We start from the raw sequence: 20405 nt of genomic DNA, 5'->3' as shown, positions 1-20405 counted from the left end.
TCCTTAAATGACTGTCGCATTTGTGACACCATTGGGCATGGCAGCGAGAGATGAACGCTATCCTGGAATTGACGCGCTTCTTTCGGATCGCGCCCTCCAGCGCCTGGCGCGATGGCTTGTACGCCTAGGTGTTCCGCCATCAGAAGTGCACGACGTAGCGCAGGACGTCCTGGAGCAGCTGCTCAAGTCATGGAGCAAGTACGACGCGAACATCGGACCGGTCGAGCGATGGCAGAACCGAATCGCGGTCTTCACGGCGCTGCACTATCACGAGAAAATCAAGGGCCGCCCCTGGGAGCGGCCAGGTGTCGAGCCGGATCCCGAGAGTCCCGACGAGAGCCCGACGGCCCTTGAGCTCGTCGAGGACCTGTCGCGACGCCAGCACGCGCACGCCCTGATGCACCAGATCTCGCCCGACCTGCGCGAGGTGCTCACGCGGTACCTGGCTGGGATGCCGATGAAGGAGATCGCATCGCAGCTCTCCCTCCCAGTCTCGACCGCGTACAAGCGCCTGGCCCGCGCCTGCGAAGAGCTCGAGCACCTCTGGCGGATGGCCGAGGCATGCCCGACGGCCGGCTCCCGGCGTGCTTAGGCCGAGCGACGCCCCGCAGCCGGCGGCACAGCCCCTGCCCGCGACGTGTGACGCTGCACGTCGAGCGCCTAGTTCCACCCGCCAGGAGTCCGGCCAGGGATCCGGAGAGAGATTTCAACGCCAAGTCGCAAAGACGCAAAGTCGCGAAAAAGGAACAAATTTCATGCAGTTTTGCGCCTTTGCGACTTGGCGCCTTTGCGTTGAAATCTCTCTTCGCTCGCGGGATGGATCCCTGGCAGGATTTCCGACCCGCGGTACTAGACCTGCCGAAGCACCGGATCCTCAGGCTCGATCAGGCAGCCTTTCTGCGGATGCGCCGCCTGGGCTGGGTGAGCGACTCGGCGATTTCTTGAAGACGGTGGAGCGGAGGGGGATGACAGTCGCGGCTGCGGTCGCGGGACGCGCGGAGCACGTCCCGTGGCGAGGTCGCGGTGGTGAGCATCCCCCTGGTGCGCAGTGCGGACGAGGATCGGAAGCGTCGGCAAGCAGCGGCTCAGCTGGAGTATCTCGGACAGCGCCGTCACTGGTCGGCGGCGCCGTCCTCGTCTTTCTCGTCGTCGTCTCCCGCGTCGTCCTCGTCCTCTGCCTCTGCGTCGTCCTCGTCCTCTGCGTCGTCCTCGTCCTCGGCCTCGGCCTCCGCATCCTCGGCCTCGGCGTCCTTCTTCCGTCGCTTGAGCGTCGTCAGCCCGAGCGTGATCTGCTCGCGCGTGTTGAAGATGCCGCGGAACGTCGTGGCCCAGTCGTTGAACCACAGGCGGAGCGACTGGAGCGCGGCGAGCTGCGCCTCCTTGGCCTTCGCGATCTCCGCCGGGCTCACCGCGGGCGCGGTCCTGTCGGGCGTCCGGTGCTCCTCCGCGGCGGCGATCAGCCGGCGCATCGACTCGATCTTCTTCGGCGTGAGCCCGCGCTCGCCGAGCGTCCGGTAGAGCTCCCGCGCGCCGGGCTCGGCGCTCGACGCGAGCTCGTCGATGCGGTTCAGGAACGTCTTCACCGAGTCCACCACCGCGGGGCTGAGCGGCTGCTGCGAGAGGTTCTTGAAGAACGCGGCGGCGAACCGGGCGGCGTTCTCGCGCGGGATCACCCGGGGGATGATCATCCGCATCCGCGGGAACCAGAGGTTCTCGAAGTCGTCGATCTCCTGGAGCAAGCGCATCCGCTCAACGGAGCCGCCGGCCGCGACCTCGCGTTGATCGCCCTCAGCCAGCCAGTGCTCGAAGCGGCGGTTCTTGCCGGAAGCCGTGGTGTACAGCTCCCAGCCGAGATCGTGCTCCTTCTGCGTGTATCCGTGGCGCCTCGCCCGCTCGAGGTACCGCGGGATGTTGAAGAGCAAGGTGTGGACGCGGGCGAGGAAGGCCGTCGTCTCGGCGTCGAGCTCCGTCGGACTGGCGTCCTCCAGCGCTTTGTCGAGCGGCGCGAGCGCCTCGGCCTCGGTGCGCTCGGCCTTCGTTGCCTTCGGGGCTTTCGGGGATTTCGATGTCTTGGGTTTGCTCATGAGATCCTCCTGCGTGGGAGGCTACACCGACGAGCGGGCTCAAGGGTACCGGCAACGGTTGCGTGTTGCCGTGACGCTCCCGTGTGCGTCTACGCCACGAGCTGCCGCGGCGGCCAGCGGCGACGCGCGCGGGCGCCGGGTCATCGGAGGCTGTATGGCCACGCCTCCTCCGAACGCGCGGCGCCCGGCGCCGGTCGGCCTCTGCCGCGTCCTCGCGGCGCTGCTCCTCGCTGCGTCGCTCCTCTCGGCGGGCTGCAGCCGGCTGTCCGCCCGCTCGCCCGCCGCGCGCCGGGTGGAGCCGCAGGTCCGAGCCGTCCTGCAGGCGCACGTCGCCGCCGCGCGTCCGGCGCCCCCGGGCGAACGAAAGGTCCCGCTGCTGCTCGTCGCCGAGGCCGCAGGCGCCGCCGACGCCGCGGGCAGCGCGCCCGCGCCCGTGAAGGGCCCGCCGGGAGCGGCGGGGCCGCCGCCCGAGGTCGCCGTGTCGGCGGCCGTGCCGTTTGCGCCGGGCGCGCTGCGCGACGTCCAGCTCCTCCGCCTGCTCGACGACCGCGGCGCGGCGGTCCCGATCCGCGCGAAGCCGCTCGCGGTCTGGCCCCAGGGCCGCTCGATCCGGAGCGCGCTCGTCGCCTTTCGCGCCGCGCTCCCGGCAGGAGGGCGGGCGATCTACACCCTCGAGTACGGCGCCCCTCCGCCGGGAGCTCCCCCGCAGCGCGCCGGCGCGCAGGCCGCGCAGTCTGCGCAGGCCGCCGTGCTCGACGAGGCGCTCTTGCCGAACCCGGACGGCCCGATCGCGGCGGTGCTGCCGCCGTCGTGGTACGCGGCGAGCCTCGTGTCCGGGCCGCAGCTGCCGGCCATGGACGATCGCCGCTTCCCCGGCTTCGAGGCCGGCATCGAGGGCGCGCTCGCCCGCATGACGCCCGCCTACGACGCGTACGGTGTCAGCTGCTCGGCCCCGTACCGCACGTACTACGACGGCCCGCACGCGCTCTACCAGCGCTTCCTCCGCAACGGCGACGCCGCGTGCTACCGGCGCGCGCGCGCCGAGGCCGTCTGGTACCGGCAGCACGAGCTCAGGTTCTCGCCCGATCGCCGCCTCGCGGTCCACGTCTGCGAGCGCGAAGACTGGAGCCCGGCGGCGCCCCTCGCCTGGCAAGTCCTGCGGCGCATGCTCGGCCAGGGGATGGTCGACGACTACCTGCTCACCGGCGATCCGGCGGCCAGGGAGGCGGTCTTCGCCATGGGCGAGGCGCTCCGGCAGAACCAGGCCGCGCTCACGGGCGGAAGGGAAGACGTGCTGCGCGTGACCGAGCGCAACATGGCCTGGGTGATGATGACCCTGTCGAGCTACTACGCGCTCGACCCGCGGCCCGAGCTCCTGTCGACGCTGCGCGGGCTCGCGGATCGCACGGTCGCGTGGCAGCGGCAGGGCGCGTCGGGCGCGTTCGAGCACGACCTGACCCGCGCCGACCCGTCGGAGTGCGAGCGCGGCCCGCGCGGCGGCTCGCCGTTCATGACCGCGCTGCTCGTCGACGCGCTCATGGACTACCACGCGCTCACCGGCGACCCGCGCGTCCGCGAGGTGGTCGCGCGCGCGGCAGGCTGGCTCGCCGAGCGCGCCATCACCTCGGACGGGCGCGCGTTCCGGTACCTGTGGGGCTGCGAGACCGACCCGTACGACGACAGCGGGACCGCCGACCTCAACCTGCTGATCGTGCCCGTGTTCGGCGCCGCCTACGCGCTGACGCGCGAGCCGCGGTGGATCGAGGTGGGCGACGCGCTGGCCGACGTCGGCGTGAAGGAGATGCTGGTGAAGGAGCCCAAGCACTGGAACCAGGCGATGCGCGCGTTCGGGCGCTACCTGGGGTACCGGGCGGCGCTCCCCGGCGCGGCGAGCGAATGGCGGCGATCTGCCGGGCGCTGAGGGCGGGGCGCGCCCCGCCGCCCTTCAATGGCCGTTCCTGCGCCTGGGCGCGGCGTCGTTGCGGGCGTGCTTGCCGTTGACGTGCAGGCCCGCCACGCCGCCGCCGGCCTGCTGGAGCGCATAGCCGATGCCGCTCTGGAGCGTCCCCTTGGTCACGATGGCGCCGAGATCGACGCCCAGATCGATGAGCGTCTGCGCCAGCTCGGCGCGGATGCCGGTGATCACCGTCTTCGACCCGAGCAGCCGCAGCGCCGTCGCCGTGCTCATCAGCGTGCTCGCGACGGCCGAGTCGAGCACGGTCACCCCGGTGACGTCGATGATGACGACCTTCGCCCGGTTCGCCTGGACGCCGTTCAGCGCCGCCTCGAGCGCCTGCTCTGCTCGCGCGGAGTCGATCGTCCCGATGAGCGGCATCACCATGATATGATCGGTGATCGGGATGAGCGGCGTCGAGAGCTCCGCGAGCCGGGCGCTCTGCGCGTCGATGACCTCCGCCTGCAGCGCGGCGCGCTCCTCCTCGGCCCGGGCGCGCTCCTCCTCGGCCCGGGCGCGCTCCACGAGCTCCCGCTGCAGGCGCTCGTTCGTCTGGCGGAGCTCCTCCGTCTGGCGCGCCACCTCGGTCTCCAGGCGCTCGTTCGAGCGGCGGAGCTCGGACGTCATGTCCGCCAGGTGCCCGTAGAGCAGGGCGTTCTTCACGGCCACCGCCGCCTGGGAGGCCAGGAGCCCGAGCGTCTCCAGCTGCGCCGCGAGCAGCGGCTCCGGCGCCGCGTCGCCCTCGATGTAGAGGACGCCGATCAGCTCGCCCTGGCACATCATGGCCAGGCAGAGGATCGACCTCGGCCCCTTCTCCGCGAGGTACCGCGCGTCCGCCGGGCGAGCCTCGCGGCCCGTGTCCCAGACGAAGATCGATTGCCGGGCCCGCGCGACCTCCTCCACGAGCGACGCCGCGAGATCGGCGCCCGGGCCCACCGGCGTCGAGAGCCCGAGCACCACCGTGTCCGGATCGCTCGTGATCGACGCCTCGATCACCAGCCCGGACTCGCGCGAGAGGACGAGGACGCACTTCCGCGCGCCGGCGTGCTCCAGCGTGAGCCGCATCAGCCGGTCGAGCACGTCGTCGAGGACGATCTCGCCCGAGACCGCCTGCGCCGCGCGGATGACCGTCGCCATCTGCGCCTGCGCCTGCGTGAGCCCCTCGAGCGCGCGCTCCAGCGCGACCGTACGCTCTCCGACGCGCCTCTCCAGCTCCTGCGTGAGCCGCTGCAAGGCCGCCTCCGCCGCGATCCGCTCGTCCACCTGCGCGGCGAGGCGCATCGTCAGCCTCCTGAGCTTGGTGTGCACCCGGACGCGCGCGAGCAGCTCCTCGTCCAGGAACGGCTTGGCGAGGTAATCGACGGCCCCGAGGTTCAGGCCCTTCACCCGGTCCGCGGACAGGTCCGTGCTCGCCGTCATGAAGATGACGGGGATCGCGGCCGTGGCCGGGTCGCCCTTCAGCCGGCGGCACGTCTCGAACCCATCCATCCCATCCATCTTCACGTCGAGCAGGATGAGATCCGGCATCCCCTCCCGCGCGAGCCGGAGGGCGCGCGCGCCGTCCACCGCCACCGCGACGTCGAAGCCTGAGCCCGTCAGGGTATCGGACAAGAGACCGAGGTTCCTCGGATTGTCGTCCACGATGAGTATCATCCCGGCTTCACTGGCATCCATCGTTCTACCCTCCAGGAGGCGCGCGCTCCCATTGCCACAATCAAGGCGCGCGCCGTCCAAGCAACGTCAATCGCGCAGGTGCATCTTGATGAAATCTTCCACGGCTTCCATCTTGAAATCCTGCATCAGGCGGCGCAGGTGCCTGCAAAACGGCGCGAGCTTCGGCTCGGCGCGGTCGAGCCTGTCGAGGTGCTTCTGGAGCTGGTGGAAGAGCCCCCTGTGCGCGAGATCGAAGAGGAGCCGCAGATCCTCGGCGGCCGGGGCGATCATCGGGGTATCTGCGCCGCCGGCGGGCTCGGGTGAGCTCGGGTCGCGGTGGGCGCCCGTGGGCGCCTCGCCCGGCGCGCCGGGATCGCCCTGCTGCTCGTAGATCCACGAGAGCCCGAGGTGCCGCTGGATCTTGTCGAGGAGCTCCTCCATCTGCAGCGGCTTCGGGAGGAAATCGTCGGCGCCCGCGGCCAGGCTCTTGTCCTGATCGGAGAGGAAGACGCTCGCGGACGACGCGAAGATCTTCAATCCTGCTCGATCCGGCGCCTTCCGGAGCAGCCGCATCATCTCCCAGCCGTCGAGCTCCGGCATCGCGAGGTCCGTGATCACCAGGTCGAACTCGCGCTCCGACGCCGCCGCGAGGCCCTCCTTGCCGTCCGTCGCCTCGGACGTCTCGAACCCGACGGACTGCAGCATCGTCACGAGCACCGCGCGGTTCTCGGGCTGGTCGTCGACAACGAGGACGTGGCGCCGCTTGCCCTCGTAGTCGACGACCGCCGAGGCGGGCCGGAGCGCCGTGGGCTGGGTTCGCCGGGGCGACTCGGCGAGGATCATGTCCATCCAGAACACGCTCCCCTTGCCGGGCTCGCTCCTCACCTCGATGGAGCTGCCGAGCAGCTTCATGATGCGCTGGCTGATCGCGAGCCCGAGCCCCGTCCCGTCGACGCGGCGCTTGCCGTCGCTGGCTTGCTTGAACGGGAGGAAGATCTGGTCGAGCTGATCCGGGCTGATGCCCGTCCCGGTGTCCTCGATCTCGAAGCGCACCCGGTGCGCCCTGCGCGGGGCGCTCTGGATCGCGGCGGAGTCCGGCCTGGAGCCGTGCGGCGGGCGCGGCCCGTCGCCCAGCCGCTTGATCGTGAAGGAGACGCGGCCCCTCTCGGTGAACTTCACGGCGTTGCCGAGCAGGTTGATCAGCACCTGCCGCAGCCGCCGCTCGTCGGCGACCACGTCGGTGGGGAGCTCGGGATCGGGCGTATACACCAGCGCGATGCCCTTCTCCTCGGCGCGGATGCGGCAGATCTCGGCCGTCGATCGCAGGAACGAGGGCAGGTGAAAGTCGTTCGCGTGGGCCTCCATCGCCTGCGCCTCGATCTTCGCCAGATCGAGGACGTCGTTGATCAGCGTGAGCAGGTGGGCGCCGGAGCGATGGATGACGTCGATCCCGCGCAGGTCCTGCTCGCTCAGCCCCCGCGAGCGCCGGAGGATCTGCGCGTAGCCGAGGATGCCGTTGAGCGGCGTCCTGAGCTCGTGGCTCATGTTGGCGAGGAAGTCGCTCTTCGCCTTGTTGGCGGCGTCCGCGGCGATCTTCGCGTCCTTCAGCTCGGCCGTGCGCTGCTCGACGCGGAGCTCGAGCTCCTCGAACGACCCCTGGATCTGGCGCGCCATCTGGTTGAAGGAATCCGCCAGCGTGCCCATTTCATCGTGGGATCGCACCTCGACCGCGGTGTCGAGCTTCCCGCTCGCCAGCTGCGACGCCGCCTGGGCGAGGCGCGTGATCGGCCTCGTCAGGACCTGCGCCATCAGGACGGCGACCGCCGTGACGATCGCGGCGATCAGCGAGGCGAGCAGCAGCGCGTCGCGCGTCGTCCTCTCCTCGATGGGCTCGAGGAACGCCGCCTCCGGCCGCACGAACGCCACGGTCCACGGCGGCTTCTTCATGCCGTCGAAGGCGCTCACGCGCGCGAGGGCCACCGCGCTCATGGGGGCGTCCCGCGCGGCCATGCGGGCCTGCAGGAAGCGGCTCGCCGTCGAGGAGGGGTCCTGCTCGCGCTCGAACCGGCGCAGCCCCTCGTCGAAGGCCTGCACGTCGGTCGACAGCTCCGCGGCCGGCTTGTCCGGCAGCCGCCGCTCCGCCTTGAGCCGGCCTTCGAGCTCCGGGGCGAGCGGCACCAGCGACTTGAACACGAGCTCCGGGGAGCGGCCGTGCGCCAGGCGGACGTGGTGCTCGTCGAGGAGGATCGCGAACGCGTCCGACGCCTCCAGGAGGCGCGTCTGGGACAGGATGATCCGCTGGACGGCGGACAGGTTGTAGGTGCACCGGAGCACGCCGATCGTCTTCTTCTTGTTCAGCGCGTCGCGGACGGGGCTGCTGAAGACGAGCTGGGGCACCTCGCCGGCGAACACGACCGACGAGGCGTAAGGCAGGCCCGTCTCCACCGCGCGGACGAAGTAGTCCCGCTTGGACTCGTCCCTGTCGACGGGCGTCTGCACCGTGTCGAGGACGTTCTGCCCGCGCTGGTCGAGCAGCGCGTACGAAAGAATGTTGATCGTGTCCTTCCGGATGAGGCCGTGCAGCGTCCTCGACGCGAGCGCGTGCTCCTCGGTCCCGCTCCTCCGGGCCTCCTCGCCGAGGCTCAGGTAGCTGGTCAGGCCGGGCAGGCGGGCCTCGACGCGGACCGCGTCCAGGTTGCTCTCGATGAAGTCGTCGACGCTGGTCGCGGCCTGCGACGCGGCCGCGGCGAGCGCCTGGTTGGCGCTCTCGGTCAGCACCTTCTCGTTGGTCCGCTTGTTCAGGAGCGTGAGGATCGAGAGCGGCGCGAGCGCGACCGTCAAGAGCGCCACGATGAGCTTCATGCGGAGGGGGATGAGCGGGGCCTGCTGCTGCATTGCGCGACTCATGGCGTTCGTCGAGCCTCCGTGGCGATGCTGTCGAGGTGCTCCGCGGGCCGCGGCGGTCACTCGCGGTTCGTGGCGGGCGGCAGGAAGGACGAATCGAAGATGTAGTCGAGGTCCGGGCGGCGCCCCAGCTGCCCGTCCTGAACGAGAAAATCGATGTGCTTGTTGACGAGCGGGGCCAGCGACGTGGGGTCGTTGTTCGGGGCGAACCGCCGTCGGACCTCCTCCAGCGAGAAGAGCTCGTACCCGTCCGTGCTGATGTCCGCGGCCGGGATCTTGAGCGCCTTCGCGATGATCTCGTTGCCCTCCTGCGGGTGGGCCTTCCAGAACTCGACGGCCTGGAACCAGGCCCGGATGAAGGCGCGGACATCGTCCGGGCGGTCGCGCAGCACCGCGCCGCGGAACATCGCGAAATCGGCGAAGAGCCCGGGCGTCTCCTTGCTCGAGAAGATCGGCTTGGCGCCGGCCTTCCCTGCTTGCGTCGCGTAGGGCTCCCAGGTGTGCGCGGCCTGGATGGTGTTGTTCGACAGGAACGGGATGACGTCCGTCTCGCTCGCGTTGACCAGCGTCACGTCGTCGATGGCGAGGCCGCTCCTCTCCAGCATCTCGCTGACCAGCATCTCGCCCAGCGCGCCGGTCTTGGCCGCGATCTTCTTCCCCTTGAGATCGGAGATCGTCTGGATCTCCGGCCGCGCCATGATGACGTCGGCGCCCGCTGTCTGGCCCAGGTAGAGGACGACCCGCGCATCGGGCTCCCTCGCGAGGATGCGCACGACGACCTCCATGGTCCACGGCAAGCCGTCGACCTTGCCCGCGGTGAAATCGGAGATCATGCCGTAGAGATCCGGGTTGAAGACGAGCTCGACGTTCACCCCTTGCTGGTCGAAGAAGCCCTTCTCCTCGGCGATCGACAGCGGGAAGAACCCGACCCAGTAGCCGTGGCTGACCCGGAGCGGCGGCCGCTCCTCCTTGCCCCGATCGCCGGGCGAGGGATCCGGCTGGCACGCCGAGGCGAGGACGGACAGCGCGGTGACCGTGAGCCAGCCGATGGTGCGTCGCACAGCCGATGTCTTCATGGTCGGGGCTCCTTCGCGGGGCGCGCGGAACGCGTGTCGAACGGGCGCTCGACGGGCTCCCGCCGCGCGCCGCGCTCCCGGCGCCGAGACGACGACCCGACTGCGAGGCCCCCCTGCATGTTGCGCAGCCTACCATGAACCGCCGCGGCGCCGCGATGCTCGGCGACCGGATCACGGCGATCCCGCGGCTGTCTCGAGGAGCGCCGGCGCCGTCTGCCCGACAGGACTGCCTCGCACCGTCGCGGCCCCTCGGTAGGTAGCTCGGCGCAGGTGTGCCGAAGGGATCGATTGCTGAAGCAAGACCATTGCGATATTGCAATGCGCGCCAGCCACGACTACCTTTCAATAACCTTCGCGCCTTATCGTCTGCTTGCCATTCGAAATCATGTGCGGAGAACCCCACTCATAGGAGGTGACTCATGGGCTCGTACTTTGTCGTGCGCGACGTCCTCGCCCGTCTCGTCGCGGCGTCGGCGCTGCTCGTCGCCCTCGCGGCCGGCCGAACCGCCGAGGCGGCGTCGTCTTTCACCCTCTTCGAGAGCGGCCATGTGCGTCCGCTCGCGCTCTCGCCCGACGGAAAGCTGCTATTCGCCGTGAACACGCCCGACAACCACCTCGAGGTGTATCGGGTCAAGAATCAGGGCATCGAGCACCGCGCCTCCATCCCCGTCGGCCTCGAGCCGGTGGCCGTGGCGGCGCGGAGCGATACAGAGGTCTGGGTCGTCAACCACCTGTCGGACAGCGTGAGCGTCGTCGAGCTGACCCAGGGGGCGCACTCGGGCCGGGTCGTGCGGACGCTGCTCGTGGGTGACGAGCCGCGGGATATCGTGTTCGCGGGTCCTGGAAAGCGCCGCGCGTTCATCACGACGGCGCATCGCGGACAGAACATCCCGTTCGACCCCCAGCTCACGACCCCCGGCGTGGGCCGGGCGGACGTATGGGTCTTCGACGCCGCCCACCTCGGGTCGACGCTCGCCGGCGCGCCCCTCACGATCGTCACGCTGTTCAGCGATACCCCGCGGGCGCTCGCGGTGACGCCGGACGGCAGCAAGGTGTATGCGGCGGCCTTCCACTCCGGGAACCGCACCACCGCGCTCCACGAGGGCTTGATCCCGAACGGCGGAGAGGCGGCGGGGGGCGTGCCGGGGCCGGCCACCAACGTGGAGGGGATCCCGCACCCGGAGACGGGGCTCATCGTCAAGTTCAACGGTTCCCACTGGGTGGACGAGCTGAACCGCGTCTGGGACAGCTCCGTCCGGCTCTCGCTGCCCGACAAGGACGTGTTCGTCATCGACGCGAACGCGAGCCCGCCGAGGCAGCTGCCCGGCGCCGCCGGGGTCTACACCGGCGTCGGCACCATCCTCTACAACATGGTGGTGAACCCGGTCAGCGGGAAGGTGTACGTGTCGAACACCGAGGCGAGGAACGAGAAGCGCTTCGAGGGGCCCGGGATCTTCGCCGGCCAGACGGTACGAGGCCACCTGCACGAGAGCAGGATCACCGTCCTCGGCCCGGCGGGCAGCGTCACGCCGAGGCACCTCAACAAGCACATCGATTACAGCGCATGCTGCGCCCCGGTCCCGAACGCCGAGAACGGGAAGAGCCTCGCTATCCCGCAGCAGATGGCGATCACGAGGGACGGAAAGACGCTGTACGTGGCGACGATCGGGTCGTCCAAGATCGGGGTGTTCAGCACCGCCGCCCTGGAGAACGACACCTTCGTGCCGAGCACCTCCAAGCAGATCCCGGTGCCCGGCGGCGGCCCGACGGGGCTCCTGCTCGACGAGGCGCGGCGGCGCCTCTACACGATCACGCGCTTCGACAACGCGATCTCGATCCTCAGCACGACGACCGAGTCCGAGATCGCGCACGTGCCGATGCACAACCCGGAGCCGCCGAGCGTGGTCGCCGGCCGCCGGTTCCTCTACGACGCGTCGTTCGAGTCGAGCCACGGCGACTCGTCGTGCGCGAGCTGCCATGTCTACGGCGATTTCGACAGCCTGGCCTGGGATCTCGGCAATCCGGACGGCGTGGTCGTCGACATCCCGGGGCCGTTCGAGTCACACCCGCTGGACTTCGGGATACCCGACACCCACCACCCGATGAAGGGGCCGATGACGACGCAGAGCCTCCGCGGGATGGCGAACCACGGGCCCATGCACTGGCGCGGCGATCGCACCGGCGGCGACGACGAGCCGAGCGCGCACCCGGACAGCGGGACGTTCGACGAGGTGACGGCGTTCATGGAGTTCCAGGCCGCGTTCACGGATCTCCTGGGGAGGAGCGAGTTCATCCCCGAGACCGACATGCAGGCGTTCGCCGATTTCATCCTGCAGGTCACCTATCCGCCCAACCCGATCCGGGCGCTGGACAACTCGCTCACGCCGGCGCAGCAGGCCGGGCGCGGCTTCTTCTTCAACAACGTGTCCGACTTCAGCGAGGAGGGCACCTGCGTCTCGTGCCATGTGCTCGACCGCCACGGGAACGAGGAGTTCGGCGTCGATGCGCCTGGCTTCTTCGGCGCCGATGGCCGGTACACGTTCGACCTGGAGACCGAGGCCTTCAAGTCGCCGCACTTCCGCAATCTGTACCAGAAGGTCGGCATGTTCGGGATGGCGAACAACGATCTCTTCCCGGGCAGCGACGCGTTCCTGGGCGACCAGGTCCGCGGCTTCGGCTTCAACAACGAAGGGGGCGTCCCGACGCTCTTCCGCTTCGTGAGCTCGGCGACCCCCGACATGGGGTTCAACCAGTCGCCGCTCACCCCGGGCGGGTTCCCGCCGGGGCCGGAGGGGGAGGTGATGCGGCGCGAGGTGGAGCAGTTCCTGCTCGCGTTCGACAGCAACCTGGCGCCGATCGTCGGGCAGCAGGTGACGCTCACCCAGCACAACGCGGCCGCGGTCGGGCCGAGGATCGATCTGCTCCGCGCGCGGGCTGACGCAGGGGAGTGCGATCTCGTGGTCAAGGGATCGCGCAACCACGAGGCGGCGGGGTTCCTCTACGTGGGCGCCGGCCTGTTCGTCGGCGACCGGCTCTGCGACGCGCCGATCGGCGACGCGGCGCTGCGGCACCGGGCCTCGCGCAACCGGGGCGAGCTCACGTACACGTGCGTGCCGCCGGGCTCGGGGGTGCGGATCGGGCTGGATCGCGACGACGATGGATTCCGCGACGGCGACGAGGAAGACGAGGGCAGCGACCCGGCAGACCCGTCGAGCACGCCCTGAGGACCGCGCGGCGCCCCTCGCTCGCGCGACTGCCCACATCATGAAACCGCTGCTCGTCGCTCGGCGCGGCCCTGCGACGAGCAGCGCGAGGGGCGGCGCTACCCCGCCGGCCGGAGCCGGAACGCGCCGCAGTCGGGGTGTTCGATGCGCCCGGCGAAGAGCGAGCCGTCGAGCGCGAGGTCGCCCTTCATGCCCACGGTGACGTAGTTGGGCGGGCGCTCGAGCCAGGCGCCTGGCGAGAACGATGCTGTCCGTGTCTCGGCGTCGTAGCGGCCGCTCATGATGTATTTGCCGGCGGCGCCGGACTCGGCATGATGAAAGCCGAACACGGCCTTGATCCTGTCGCCCTTGACCTCCAGGATCCGGAACGTCATCTCGGTCGTGCCCTGCGGGCAATCGTAATCGCCGATCCAGGTCCGCGTCCGCTGGAACGGGTTGTCGCCGGGGAACTCTTCTGGCACCCAGCCGTCGGCCGCCGTTGTCGTCGCCGCCGGGGGCGGATCCTGGAGGACGATGTAGACCGTCTCGGGGGCGGGCGGTGGCTCCGGGGCGCGCGGTTCGGCCAGCGTGGGCGCGGGGCCGCACGCGGCCAGCAGGAGGCCCGCGCATGCGGCGCAGCGCAGGGCCGAGCGCCGTCGGGGGGCGGGGGCGTTCGCGGTACCCATGCGCGGGAGGGTACCATGGAGGGGGCCGAGCGCGGAGCGTGCTTCAGCGGCGGCAGCCGATGCGCTCGGTCGCGACGACGACATCGTCGTAGAGGATGGTGTGTGTGTCGGAGACGGTCATGCCGAGCTCTTCCATCTCCGCCCGCCGGCGCGCGTCGGAGTCGCGCTCGTAGTAGGCGTCGAGCATGAAGCTCTTGAAGCGCACGTCATCGCTCGATCGGAAGTCGAAGCCACCGAACGGCTCGGGCGGCGTGCACGCGCTGAAGTCACACCCTCCCGTGTGGAACTGGGCGCGGAGCCAGGTGCCGTCGGGGTAGCCGGGGCGGTAGTCGCCGATCGCCACGCCGTCGATCCAGAACGCGAGCGCGCCGTCGCTCTGGCCGACCGTGTTGGCGCGCGCGTGCATCTCGACGCAGAACCACCGGTCGCGCGGGAACGGCGCTTGCTCCGGCGGCTGGAAGACGTTCCCGTAGTAGTACGTCGTGCCTTGATCGCCGGCGCATCCAGGGGTGGCGGTCCCGTCGTTGCAGCGCCCGGAGCGCATCTTGTACCAGTAGGCGTAGAAGTTGAAGACGTCGTCGGTGGTCGTGTCGAAGTCGAACCAGAAGCCCTCGTCTCCGGGCGGCACCGTGTTCGCGCGGCCGCTGCTGTCCCAGCTCTCGGTGCCCGCCGCCATGCGCACCCAGTGGTGCGGGTTCGGGGCGAGCTCGGGGAAGCGCACGTGGAAGCGCCAGTAGAGCGCGTCGACGCGCTCGTGGGTGACCCAGGTGGACGACGAGATGTACGTCTCCTCCGCCAGATCGGCGGTCGTCACGGTCGAGCGGAGGTAGCCCTGCCCGGCGTGGGCGGTCGCCGCGTCGGTCTCGATGTGCAGATAGCGCGTGTCGGCGGTGGGCCCGTCCCAGCGCCCCCAGCCTTGCTCGAAGTCGTCGTGGAAGAGCACGGCAGGGTCACCGGCGAGCCCCACGTCGTCCGGGTAGCGCTCGCTCAGCGTACCGGACGGCGACGTGTCGCCGCCGCTCCCGCCGGCATTGCTCGTTCCGCCGCCCCCGCCGCCATTGTTCGGTCCGCCGCCGCTCGGGCCCGACGAGGACGCGTCCGGCCCTGCGCCGCCGTCGCCGCCGGAGCCCGGCGTGGAGTCGCAGGCGGCGAGGAACAGCGCGATCACCAGGGGAAATTGCAGAAGGTTCTTCATCCTTCCACGCTATCCGCTGCTCCGCCGCCTGCGCGAGCGCCCGAGGAAAAAATGCGGAAGACCCGGTGGCGGGCGGTGTAGGTTCTCTGTCCGGCGAGCCGAGGTCCGGACCAGGGGAGAGAGGACCTGATCCACGCGTCGGCGCTCGCGACGCTGACACCCAAGGCGGGAAGAGGGCTGATCGCGGCGCTCGCTGAGCTCCGCCGCGATGGGGAGCCGTGCGCGTGGTATTCGAACCCCGGGGGCCCTTCGTGTACCGGCAGCATCGGCCGAGAGGTTGTGCATCTAGCGAGACGCGCGACGTAGAACGGTGAACCCACAAGCCGCGCCAGCGGCCACTGGAAGCGCGAGAAACGCGTACCACACGAAGGGTGCGACGTACTCCGAAAGCAATCGCGAAAGCTCGCGCAGCAGCGGCGGCGGCGAGTGCTCGAGCGCGACGACCAACAGGGGAGCCATGGTCGTGGCTCCGAGGATCGCGCCCAGCAGCGTCAAGGCGGGGCGCCTGCTGCCGCCGGCGAGGGAGTCGCCGAAAAGCCAGACGAGGACGGCCACCGTCGTTGGTACCAGCAAGACCGGCAGGAAGGCGAGCGCCAGGCCGGCGGCTTCGTGCCGGAAATCAAGGAGCTCGATCGCGATGAGAGTCTCCGCAACGGCCGCTGGCCCGCCAAGCAGACCAGCCAGGGCGAAAGCGCCGACACGGGCGGTGGAACCGGCGGCATGCTTCGGAAGCACCGAGTACGCGCCGATCGCGAGGGCAATGTTGATGGCGGCGACGATCCCTGCCGGTACTCGATACGAGCTCGCGAGCTCGAAGAGAAGCCGCAGAGGCTCGAGAGCTTTCATCGATCGACCGTTGCTAGTCTACCTAGGACGCCGATCACGTTGAGCGAGCGAGAAGTGAGCCGCCAAGCGCGCCAAGGACGCCAAGAACAAGACACAATTTTGGCGTCCTTGGCGCGCTTGGCGGTTCAAATGCTTGCCCTTTTCTGGGGTTTCAGCCGGTCTGTCGCTCTAGCGATCCGGTTCAGTGGCAGTGCGCAGCGCCGTCCGCTGCAACCGGCTGTTAGCTGACTGTTCACTGTTTCGAGCCTCCCGCCGTTATCCAGTCTTGAAAGACGTGTATGGGGTCGCAAATGGCATGTAGACCTGTGTTTCCTCGGTTTCCGATCTGGACGCCGTGGAACCTCGTGCCATCATCCCGTGCCCTCTGAACCGAAGATACTAGACTCGCCGGAGCAGGCCACTCGCCGTCGCTAACGAGCACAACGTCCGACTTGTTCCAGTCATTTTCCTTGAGGCGCTCGAGCACTCGTTCCATGACCCCGGCCTCGTCGTTGCCGCCCCCGAAGGAGAAGCCAAGAAACGCGAGCAAGCGACCGATGCCTTCAGGCGAGAGGTTCAACTCGTGCTCAAGAATCTCGCCAGGACCGCTATAAGCGTAGAGGAAGCAGCGGCGCTTTTCGGCATGGGCGGTGCGTAAGGCCTCGAGCGCAAGCGCTTTGGCAACCTGCTCTGGTAGCCCGTGCATCGAGCCCGAGGTGTCGATCACGGCCAGGATCGGTCCGCGTTCGGGACGGGGTTTTTGCCCATCGCTCTCCTCGTTCGTCTCGCGCTCAACCAACGCGCGTTCGATCTCGACACCCTCCACTCGGTAGGTAAGCAGGGCTCGCTCCGCTCGACGCGCGTGCCAGAGGAGCCGCAACTTCGGATGGCCGAGCATCGAAGCCTCGACGGGCAGCATTCGCGCGACTTCGCCGCTGCGCTCGACGCCGCGGGTTTCCGCGGGGATGTGGGGAGTTCGGCTCTCCTGCCGCTCTTCTTCGAGACGTCGGACCGGGACCAGGATCTTCTCCGCTACCGATGTTTGCTTGTCGGAGACCTGCAGCCGCCCTAGCGCCCGCACGATCTCACGAAGCTGCGGAATCCTCTCTACTAGCTTGTGCAGGCGCAGCAGGTCGAGCCAGCCCGTGTGGCGAAGCACCCCGCGGGAGAGGTCCCAACCACGGCCAAGCATCTCACCGAGATCTCCAAACACGTCACCGATCTCTACCCAGGCGCGCACTCGCGCTCCCCACGCCTCGATGAGGCCGGCGTCCGCGTCCCTTCCCCGACTTGCCATCTCGCGCTCCGCCTGTTCCCGCAGACGCCGAAGCGTCTCCTCGTCCAGCGGAACAGAGCGCGCTGCGCGATTCTGCCGGCGCGCTCGCACCTCGTCCTTCTCCGTTCGCTTGCTGCGCTCCAGCTCCTCCAGCTCGCGCAGCCGCTCGACCACTTCGGACCGAAGCACCCCGGTCCAGCGCGCGAATGCGGCGAGGATGTCCTTCATCACGGCGTCGACGAGCTCGGGCTGGTCCTTGCAGAAGCGCACGAGCCCCATCTCGTCGAGCGCACGGCGGACCGGGGCCGCCACCTCATGGGGCGGCCAGGTGTCCGTGGAAGGCAGCCTCCCTGCGAGCAGCGCATCGCGCCAGCAGCGGACGCCCGATACTCGCTCGGGCAGGTTGCCCACCGGCAACGTCACCACTTCGTGGAGCAAGTTCTCCGGGCAATCGTCGAGAAAAGCATAACGGCGCTCCAGGGACGCCGCGTCGAAGACGTTGCTCATCATCTTGTTCCTGATGACTCTGCGCCGGAGTTCTTGAGAGCTGGCGCTGGCTGCCCACCGCCGTCGACCTCGCGCGGCAGGAGCTCGAATCCCGTCCTCACCTTGTGAACTCGGACGAGGAGCGTCTCAATATCGTGTCGGGTTTGCTGAAGAGTTTGGAACGAAGGTTCGATGAAATCCGAAGTCACCCACAGATGCGCACGAATCTCGTCTTCCATCGACTGCATATGCTGAAACAAGAGAGCTTTGTACTTGGTGACATCGAGCTTGAGCTCGTCGATCTCCCGAAGACATGCATCGACGTAGAGGCCTTTGTGTCTCGTGGGCTCCATGCTGGCTGCCAGATCAATGTCTGCCATGCTCCAATTACTCGGATCGGCGAGGTAGGTTGGGCGGTTGCGCCAGTGCTGGAACTGCTCATATTCGCCGACGTAGAGGGCGTCGAGTTCATTCGTGGTGTATCCCTTGCCACCATCGGTTCGGTCGCGAACCCGGTATTGCTCCTGGCAGTACTGGCGAGTCCAGCATTGCGCCGGCGCCAAGTAGAGTTTAGCTTCTCCGCGCATTCCCTGGACGCGCCCCCTGGTGTCAGCGGTCAGGCTTCCATCTGGTGCCTTGTAGAGTAGCCGCCCCTGCTCGTCCCGCATTTGCGAGCGACTGTCCTGGTCCGCCTTCAGCTTTCCCTCCCACGACACAACGATCCGCGTGAGCCTGGTCGGGTTCATCGCTGCGCTCGCGCCTACCCGCGACGCGTACCAATTGTACACCTTCTGACGGTCCTCGGGCGTGTCCCACAGGCAATGCTGGAGCAGCCAGCAGTCCCATATCGATACCTTGTTGCGTCCGTTGGTAATAGCCGCGACTTGGAGCAGCGTCACAATCTTGCGCCAGCGACGGTCGGAAACCGGGATCTCTTCGGAGGTGCACCAGTCGCGGAGGTCGCAGAGCATCGCGACCACATCAGGGGGGACCTCGACCCGTTCCGCCGCCGATTGCGCGGCCGCAATATCGCTGGCTGTCAGCTTTAGGGCCTCGGGGATCTCGGGGGATGCGTGTCCACGAAGTCCGAGCAGGATCGGGAAGGCGTCCTTGGACACGGGGCCGACGTGGAGGCGTAGCAAGAATCGGTCGAAGAGGGCGCCGAGCTCCTCGCCTTCGGGCAGTTCGTTGCTCGCGCCGACCACCGCGATCAGCGGCGTCTTGACGCGGTGTGTCCCGTTGTCGAACTCGCGCTCGTTGAGAAGGGTGAGAAGCGCGTTGAGGATCGCGCTGTTCGCCTTGAATATCTCGTCGAGGAACGCGATGGATGCCGTTGGCAGGTAAGCCGAAGTGAGGCGCTCGTAGCGATCCTCCTCGAGCCCCTTGATGGACAGCGGACCGAACAGCTCCTCTGGTACGGTGAAGCGCGTGAGCAGACGCTCGAAGTAGGTGGCTTCTGAGAAGACGAGCCGGAGCCGACGGGCGATCAGGCTCTTCGCCGTTCCGGGCGGCCCAAGCAGGAGCAGATGCTCGCCTGCGAGCGAGGCGATCAGCGCGAGCCGGATCGCGACGTCGCGTTCAACCAAACCTCCGCATAACAGATCCCTCAGCTTTCGAATCTTGGTCGTCAGTTCCAGGTTGGAAACTTCCATTGCTTACCCACAGTACAGCATCTTCTGCCAGCTAACGAGTAGTCGAGTAGTCAACCGAAGGGCGGACCAAGTTTGTCCATTCGAGCATTTCTGGTGACCTTTCGCACGGAGGATCTCACCAGCAGCGCTGCGCCACAAGTCCGCGTGCTGTCGAACGCCGACGCACCCGTTCACACATGTCGCATCGTGGCTCGCGACCCAGCCCTGGACGCCGTCCCAGGCTCGCCCCCGCTCACGTCCCTTGATGGCTCGCCATCCCCCCTCGCGCCCCGGAGCTCTCGCGGAGGGCAGCCGAACCAGCGCCCGAACGCGTGGGTGAACGCGGTCGTGTCCGAGAAGCCGAGCCGGAGCGCCGTCTCGGTCACGCTGCTCCTCGCCAGCAGGTCGGCCGCGCGGTCGCGGCGCACCTCCTCGACCAGCTTCCGGAAGCTCGTCCCCTCGACCTCCAGGCGCCGGCGCAGCGTCCGCTCCGTCGTGCCGAGGGAGCGAGCCACGTCGTCCAGCGTCGGGACCCCGCCCTCGGCGCTCGCGAGCGCGCGGGCGAACTGGTGCCGCACGCCGTCCGCGCTCGACGGCGGCGCGAGCTGCTCGCAGAGGGCGCTCACGCTCCGGCACAGGTACTCCCATAACCTCTGGTTCGCGCCCACAGGCACCATGTCGAGGACCTCGCGGCGGAACACCATCCCGTCCCAGGGCGCGTCGAACCGCACGGGGCAACGGAAGAACTCCACGTGCGCAGTCCGGCGCGGCGGGGCCGCGTGGCGGAAGCTCACCTCCAGCGGCGTGAGGGCGTCGCCCGCCATCTGCCGCAGACAGCCGAGGTTCTGCGCCAGCGCGGTCTCGTTGGAGAGGCGGTGCCCCAGCGTGAGCGGCCGCAGGCGATGCCACCGCACCTCGGCGCGCTTCCCGCTCTCGATCGCCTCCCATCGGCCCGAGTCGGTCAGGAGCGCGCTGTACCGCGCCGCGGTGTCGAACGCATGGCGGATGGACGGCGCGCTCATGATCGCGAAGCCGAGCACATGCAGGTCCTCCACCCTCGCCCGCTGCGCGACGCGGATCGGCAGCGACGGGTCGTCCAGCATCTGACGCAGATAGGTCCACAGATCGAGCAGCCGGTCGATCTCGATGCGCCGGTCGGGAGCGGCGGCGAGCGACGGCAGGCGCGCGGCGCGCTCCATCGCGCCAAGCCGGATGCCGTCGCGGAGCCCGAGGTCGACGACCAGCCTCGCAACGGACGTCATCACGGTGGCATTGCCTTCAAGGGTCGCAAATTCTCATTCTGACGAAAGAAAAATCTCTTTTCGAGGTCATCCAGCGAATCCGCGCGGCCCGCTCGCTCCGTTTTTCTGGTGCAGAGCCCCATTGCGCCGGTGAACGGCCCATTTGGATATCCGAAGCGTCTGGGGCCGTG

Annotated in this window: 13 protein-coding genes; 3 read left to right on the top strand and 10 right to left on the bottom strand. The window is 68.8% G+C overall.

The features are described 5' to 3' along the window. The first annotated feature begins 145 nt into the window (after nucleotides 1-145). Nucleotides 146-592, top strand: coding sequence for an RNA polymerase sigma factor (locus ACSRUE_RS38660; protein WP_441287943.1), 447 nt, complete (start codon nucleotides 146-148; stop codon nucleotides 590-592). Nucleotides 593-1112: 520 nt separating this feature from the next. On the opposite strand, the gene ACSRUE_RS38655 is transcribed toward ACSRUE_RS38660, so the two are convergent. Continuing rightward, nucleotides 1113-2084: a hypothetical protein gene (locus ACSRUE_RS38655; RefSeq protein WP_441287942.1), complete on the bottom strand. Its 972-nt coding sequence runs from the start codon at nucleotides 2082-2084 to the stop codon at nucleotides 1113-1115. A 154-nt stretch (nucleotides 2085-2238) separates the two neighbouring features. Here ACSRUE_RS38655 and ACSRUE_RS38650 point away from each other — a divergent pair, with 154 nt between their 5' ends. Continuing rightward, on the top strand, nucleotides 2239-4005 hold the full coding sequence (locus ACSRUE_RS38650; RefSeq protein ID WP_441287941.1) for a hypothetical protein: 1767 nt from the start codon (nucleotides 2239-2241) through the stop codon (nucleotides 4003-4005). Between the two features lie 24 nt (nucleotides 4006-4029). On the opposite strand, the gene ACSRUE_RS38645 is transcribed toward ACSRUE_RS38650, so the two are convergent. The 3 genes from ACSRUE_RS38645 to ACSRUE_RS38635 form a co-directional block, all read right to left on the bottom strand. Beyond that, complete coding sequence (locus tag ACSRUE_RS38645) at nucleotides 4030-5679, bottom strand: response regulator (RefSeq protein WP_441287940.1); 1650 nt, start codon at nucleotides 5677-5679, stop codon at nucleotides 4030-4032. 99 nt (nucleotides 5680-5778) lie between these two features. Continuing rightward, complete coding sequence (locus tag ACSRUE_RS38640; RefSeq protein WP_441287939.1) at nucleotides 5779-8598, bottom strand: ATP-binding protein; 2820 nt, start codon at nucleotides 8596-8598, stop codon at nucleotides 5779-5781. Between the two features lie 56 nt (nucleotides 8599-8654). Beyond that, a complete protein-coding gene (locus tag ACSRUE_RS38635; RefSeq protein WP_441287938.1) occupies nucleotides 8655-9671 on the bottom strand; it encodes an ABC transporter substrate-binding protein in 1017 nt (338 codons plus the stop codon). 419 nt (nucleotides 9672-10090) lie between these two features. Here ACSRUE_RS38635 and ACSRUE_RS38630 point away from each other — a divergent pair, with 419 nt between their 5' ends. Further along, nucleotides 10091-12895: a hypothetical protein gene (locus ACSRUE_RS38630; RefSeq protein WP_441287937.1), complete on the top strand. Its 2805-nt coding sequence runs from the start codon at nucleotides 10091-10093 to the stop codon at nucleotides 12893-12895. A 98-nt stretch (nucleotides 12896-12993) separates the two neighbouring features. Here ACSRUE_RS38630 and ACSRUE_RS38625 read toward each other — a convergent pair whose 3' ends face one another. The 6 genes from ACSRUE_RS38625 to ACSRUE_RS38600 form a co-directional block, all read right to left on the bottom strand. After that, nucleotides 12994-13560, bottom strand: a complete 567-nt coding sequence (locus ACSRUE_RS38625; protein WP_441287936.1) for a hypothetical protein — start codon at nucleotides 13558-13560, stop codon at nucleotides 12994-12996. A gap of 43 nt (nucleotides 13561-13603) precedes the next feature. Beyond that, nucleotides 13604-14755 (bottom strand): hypothetical protein, encoded by a 1152-nt coding sequence (locus ACSRUE_RS38620; RefSeq protein WP_441287935.1) that lies wholly within the window; start codon nucleotides 14753-14755, stop codon nucleotides 13604-13606. Nucleotides 14756-15040: 285 nt separating this feature from the next. Beyond that, nucleotides 15041-15601: a hypothetical protein gene (locus ACSRUE_RS38615; RefSeq protein ID WP_441287934.1), complete on the bottom strand. Its 561-nt coding sequence runs from the start codon at nucleotides 15599-15601 to the stop codon at nucleotides 15041-15043. 232 nt (nucleotides 15602-15833) lie between these two features. Further along, nucleotides 15834-17366, bottom strand: a complete 1533-nt coding sequence (locus tag ACSRUE_RS38610) for a VWA domain-containing protein (protein ID WP_441287933.1) — start codon at nucleotides 17364-17366, stop codon at nucleotides 15834-15836. Beyond that, nucleotides 17363-18994 (bottom strand): AAA family ATPase, encoded by a 1632-nt coding sequence (locus tag ACSRUE_RS38605; protein ID WP_441287932.1) that lies wholly within the window; start codon nucleotides 18992-18994, stop codon nucleotides 17363-17365. The genes ACSRUE_RS38610 and ACSRUE_RS38605 overlap by 4 nt, the downstream gene beginning before the upstream one ends. A gap of 170 nt (nucleotides 18995-19164) precedes the next feature. Continuing rightward, nucleotides 19165-20235 (bottom strand): AraC family transcriptional regulator, encoded by a 1071-nt coding sequence (locus ACSRUE_RS38600; RefSeq protein ID WP_441293177.1) that lies wholly within the window; start codon nucleotides 20233-20235, stop codon nucleotides 19165-19167. Nucleotides 20236-20405 lie beyond the last annotated feature (170 nt).

Source organism: Sorangium sp. KYC3313 (genome assembly GCF_052075895.1).
Classification (GTDB): domain Bacteria; phylum Myxococcota_A; class Polyangia; order Polyangiales; family Polyangiaceae; genus Sorangium; species Sorangium cellulosum_B.
This window is presented reverse-complemented; position numbering and strand designations above follow the sequence as displayed.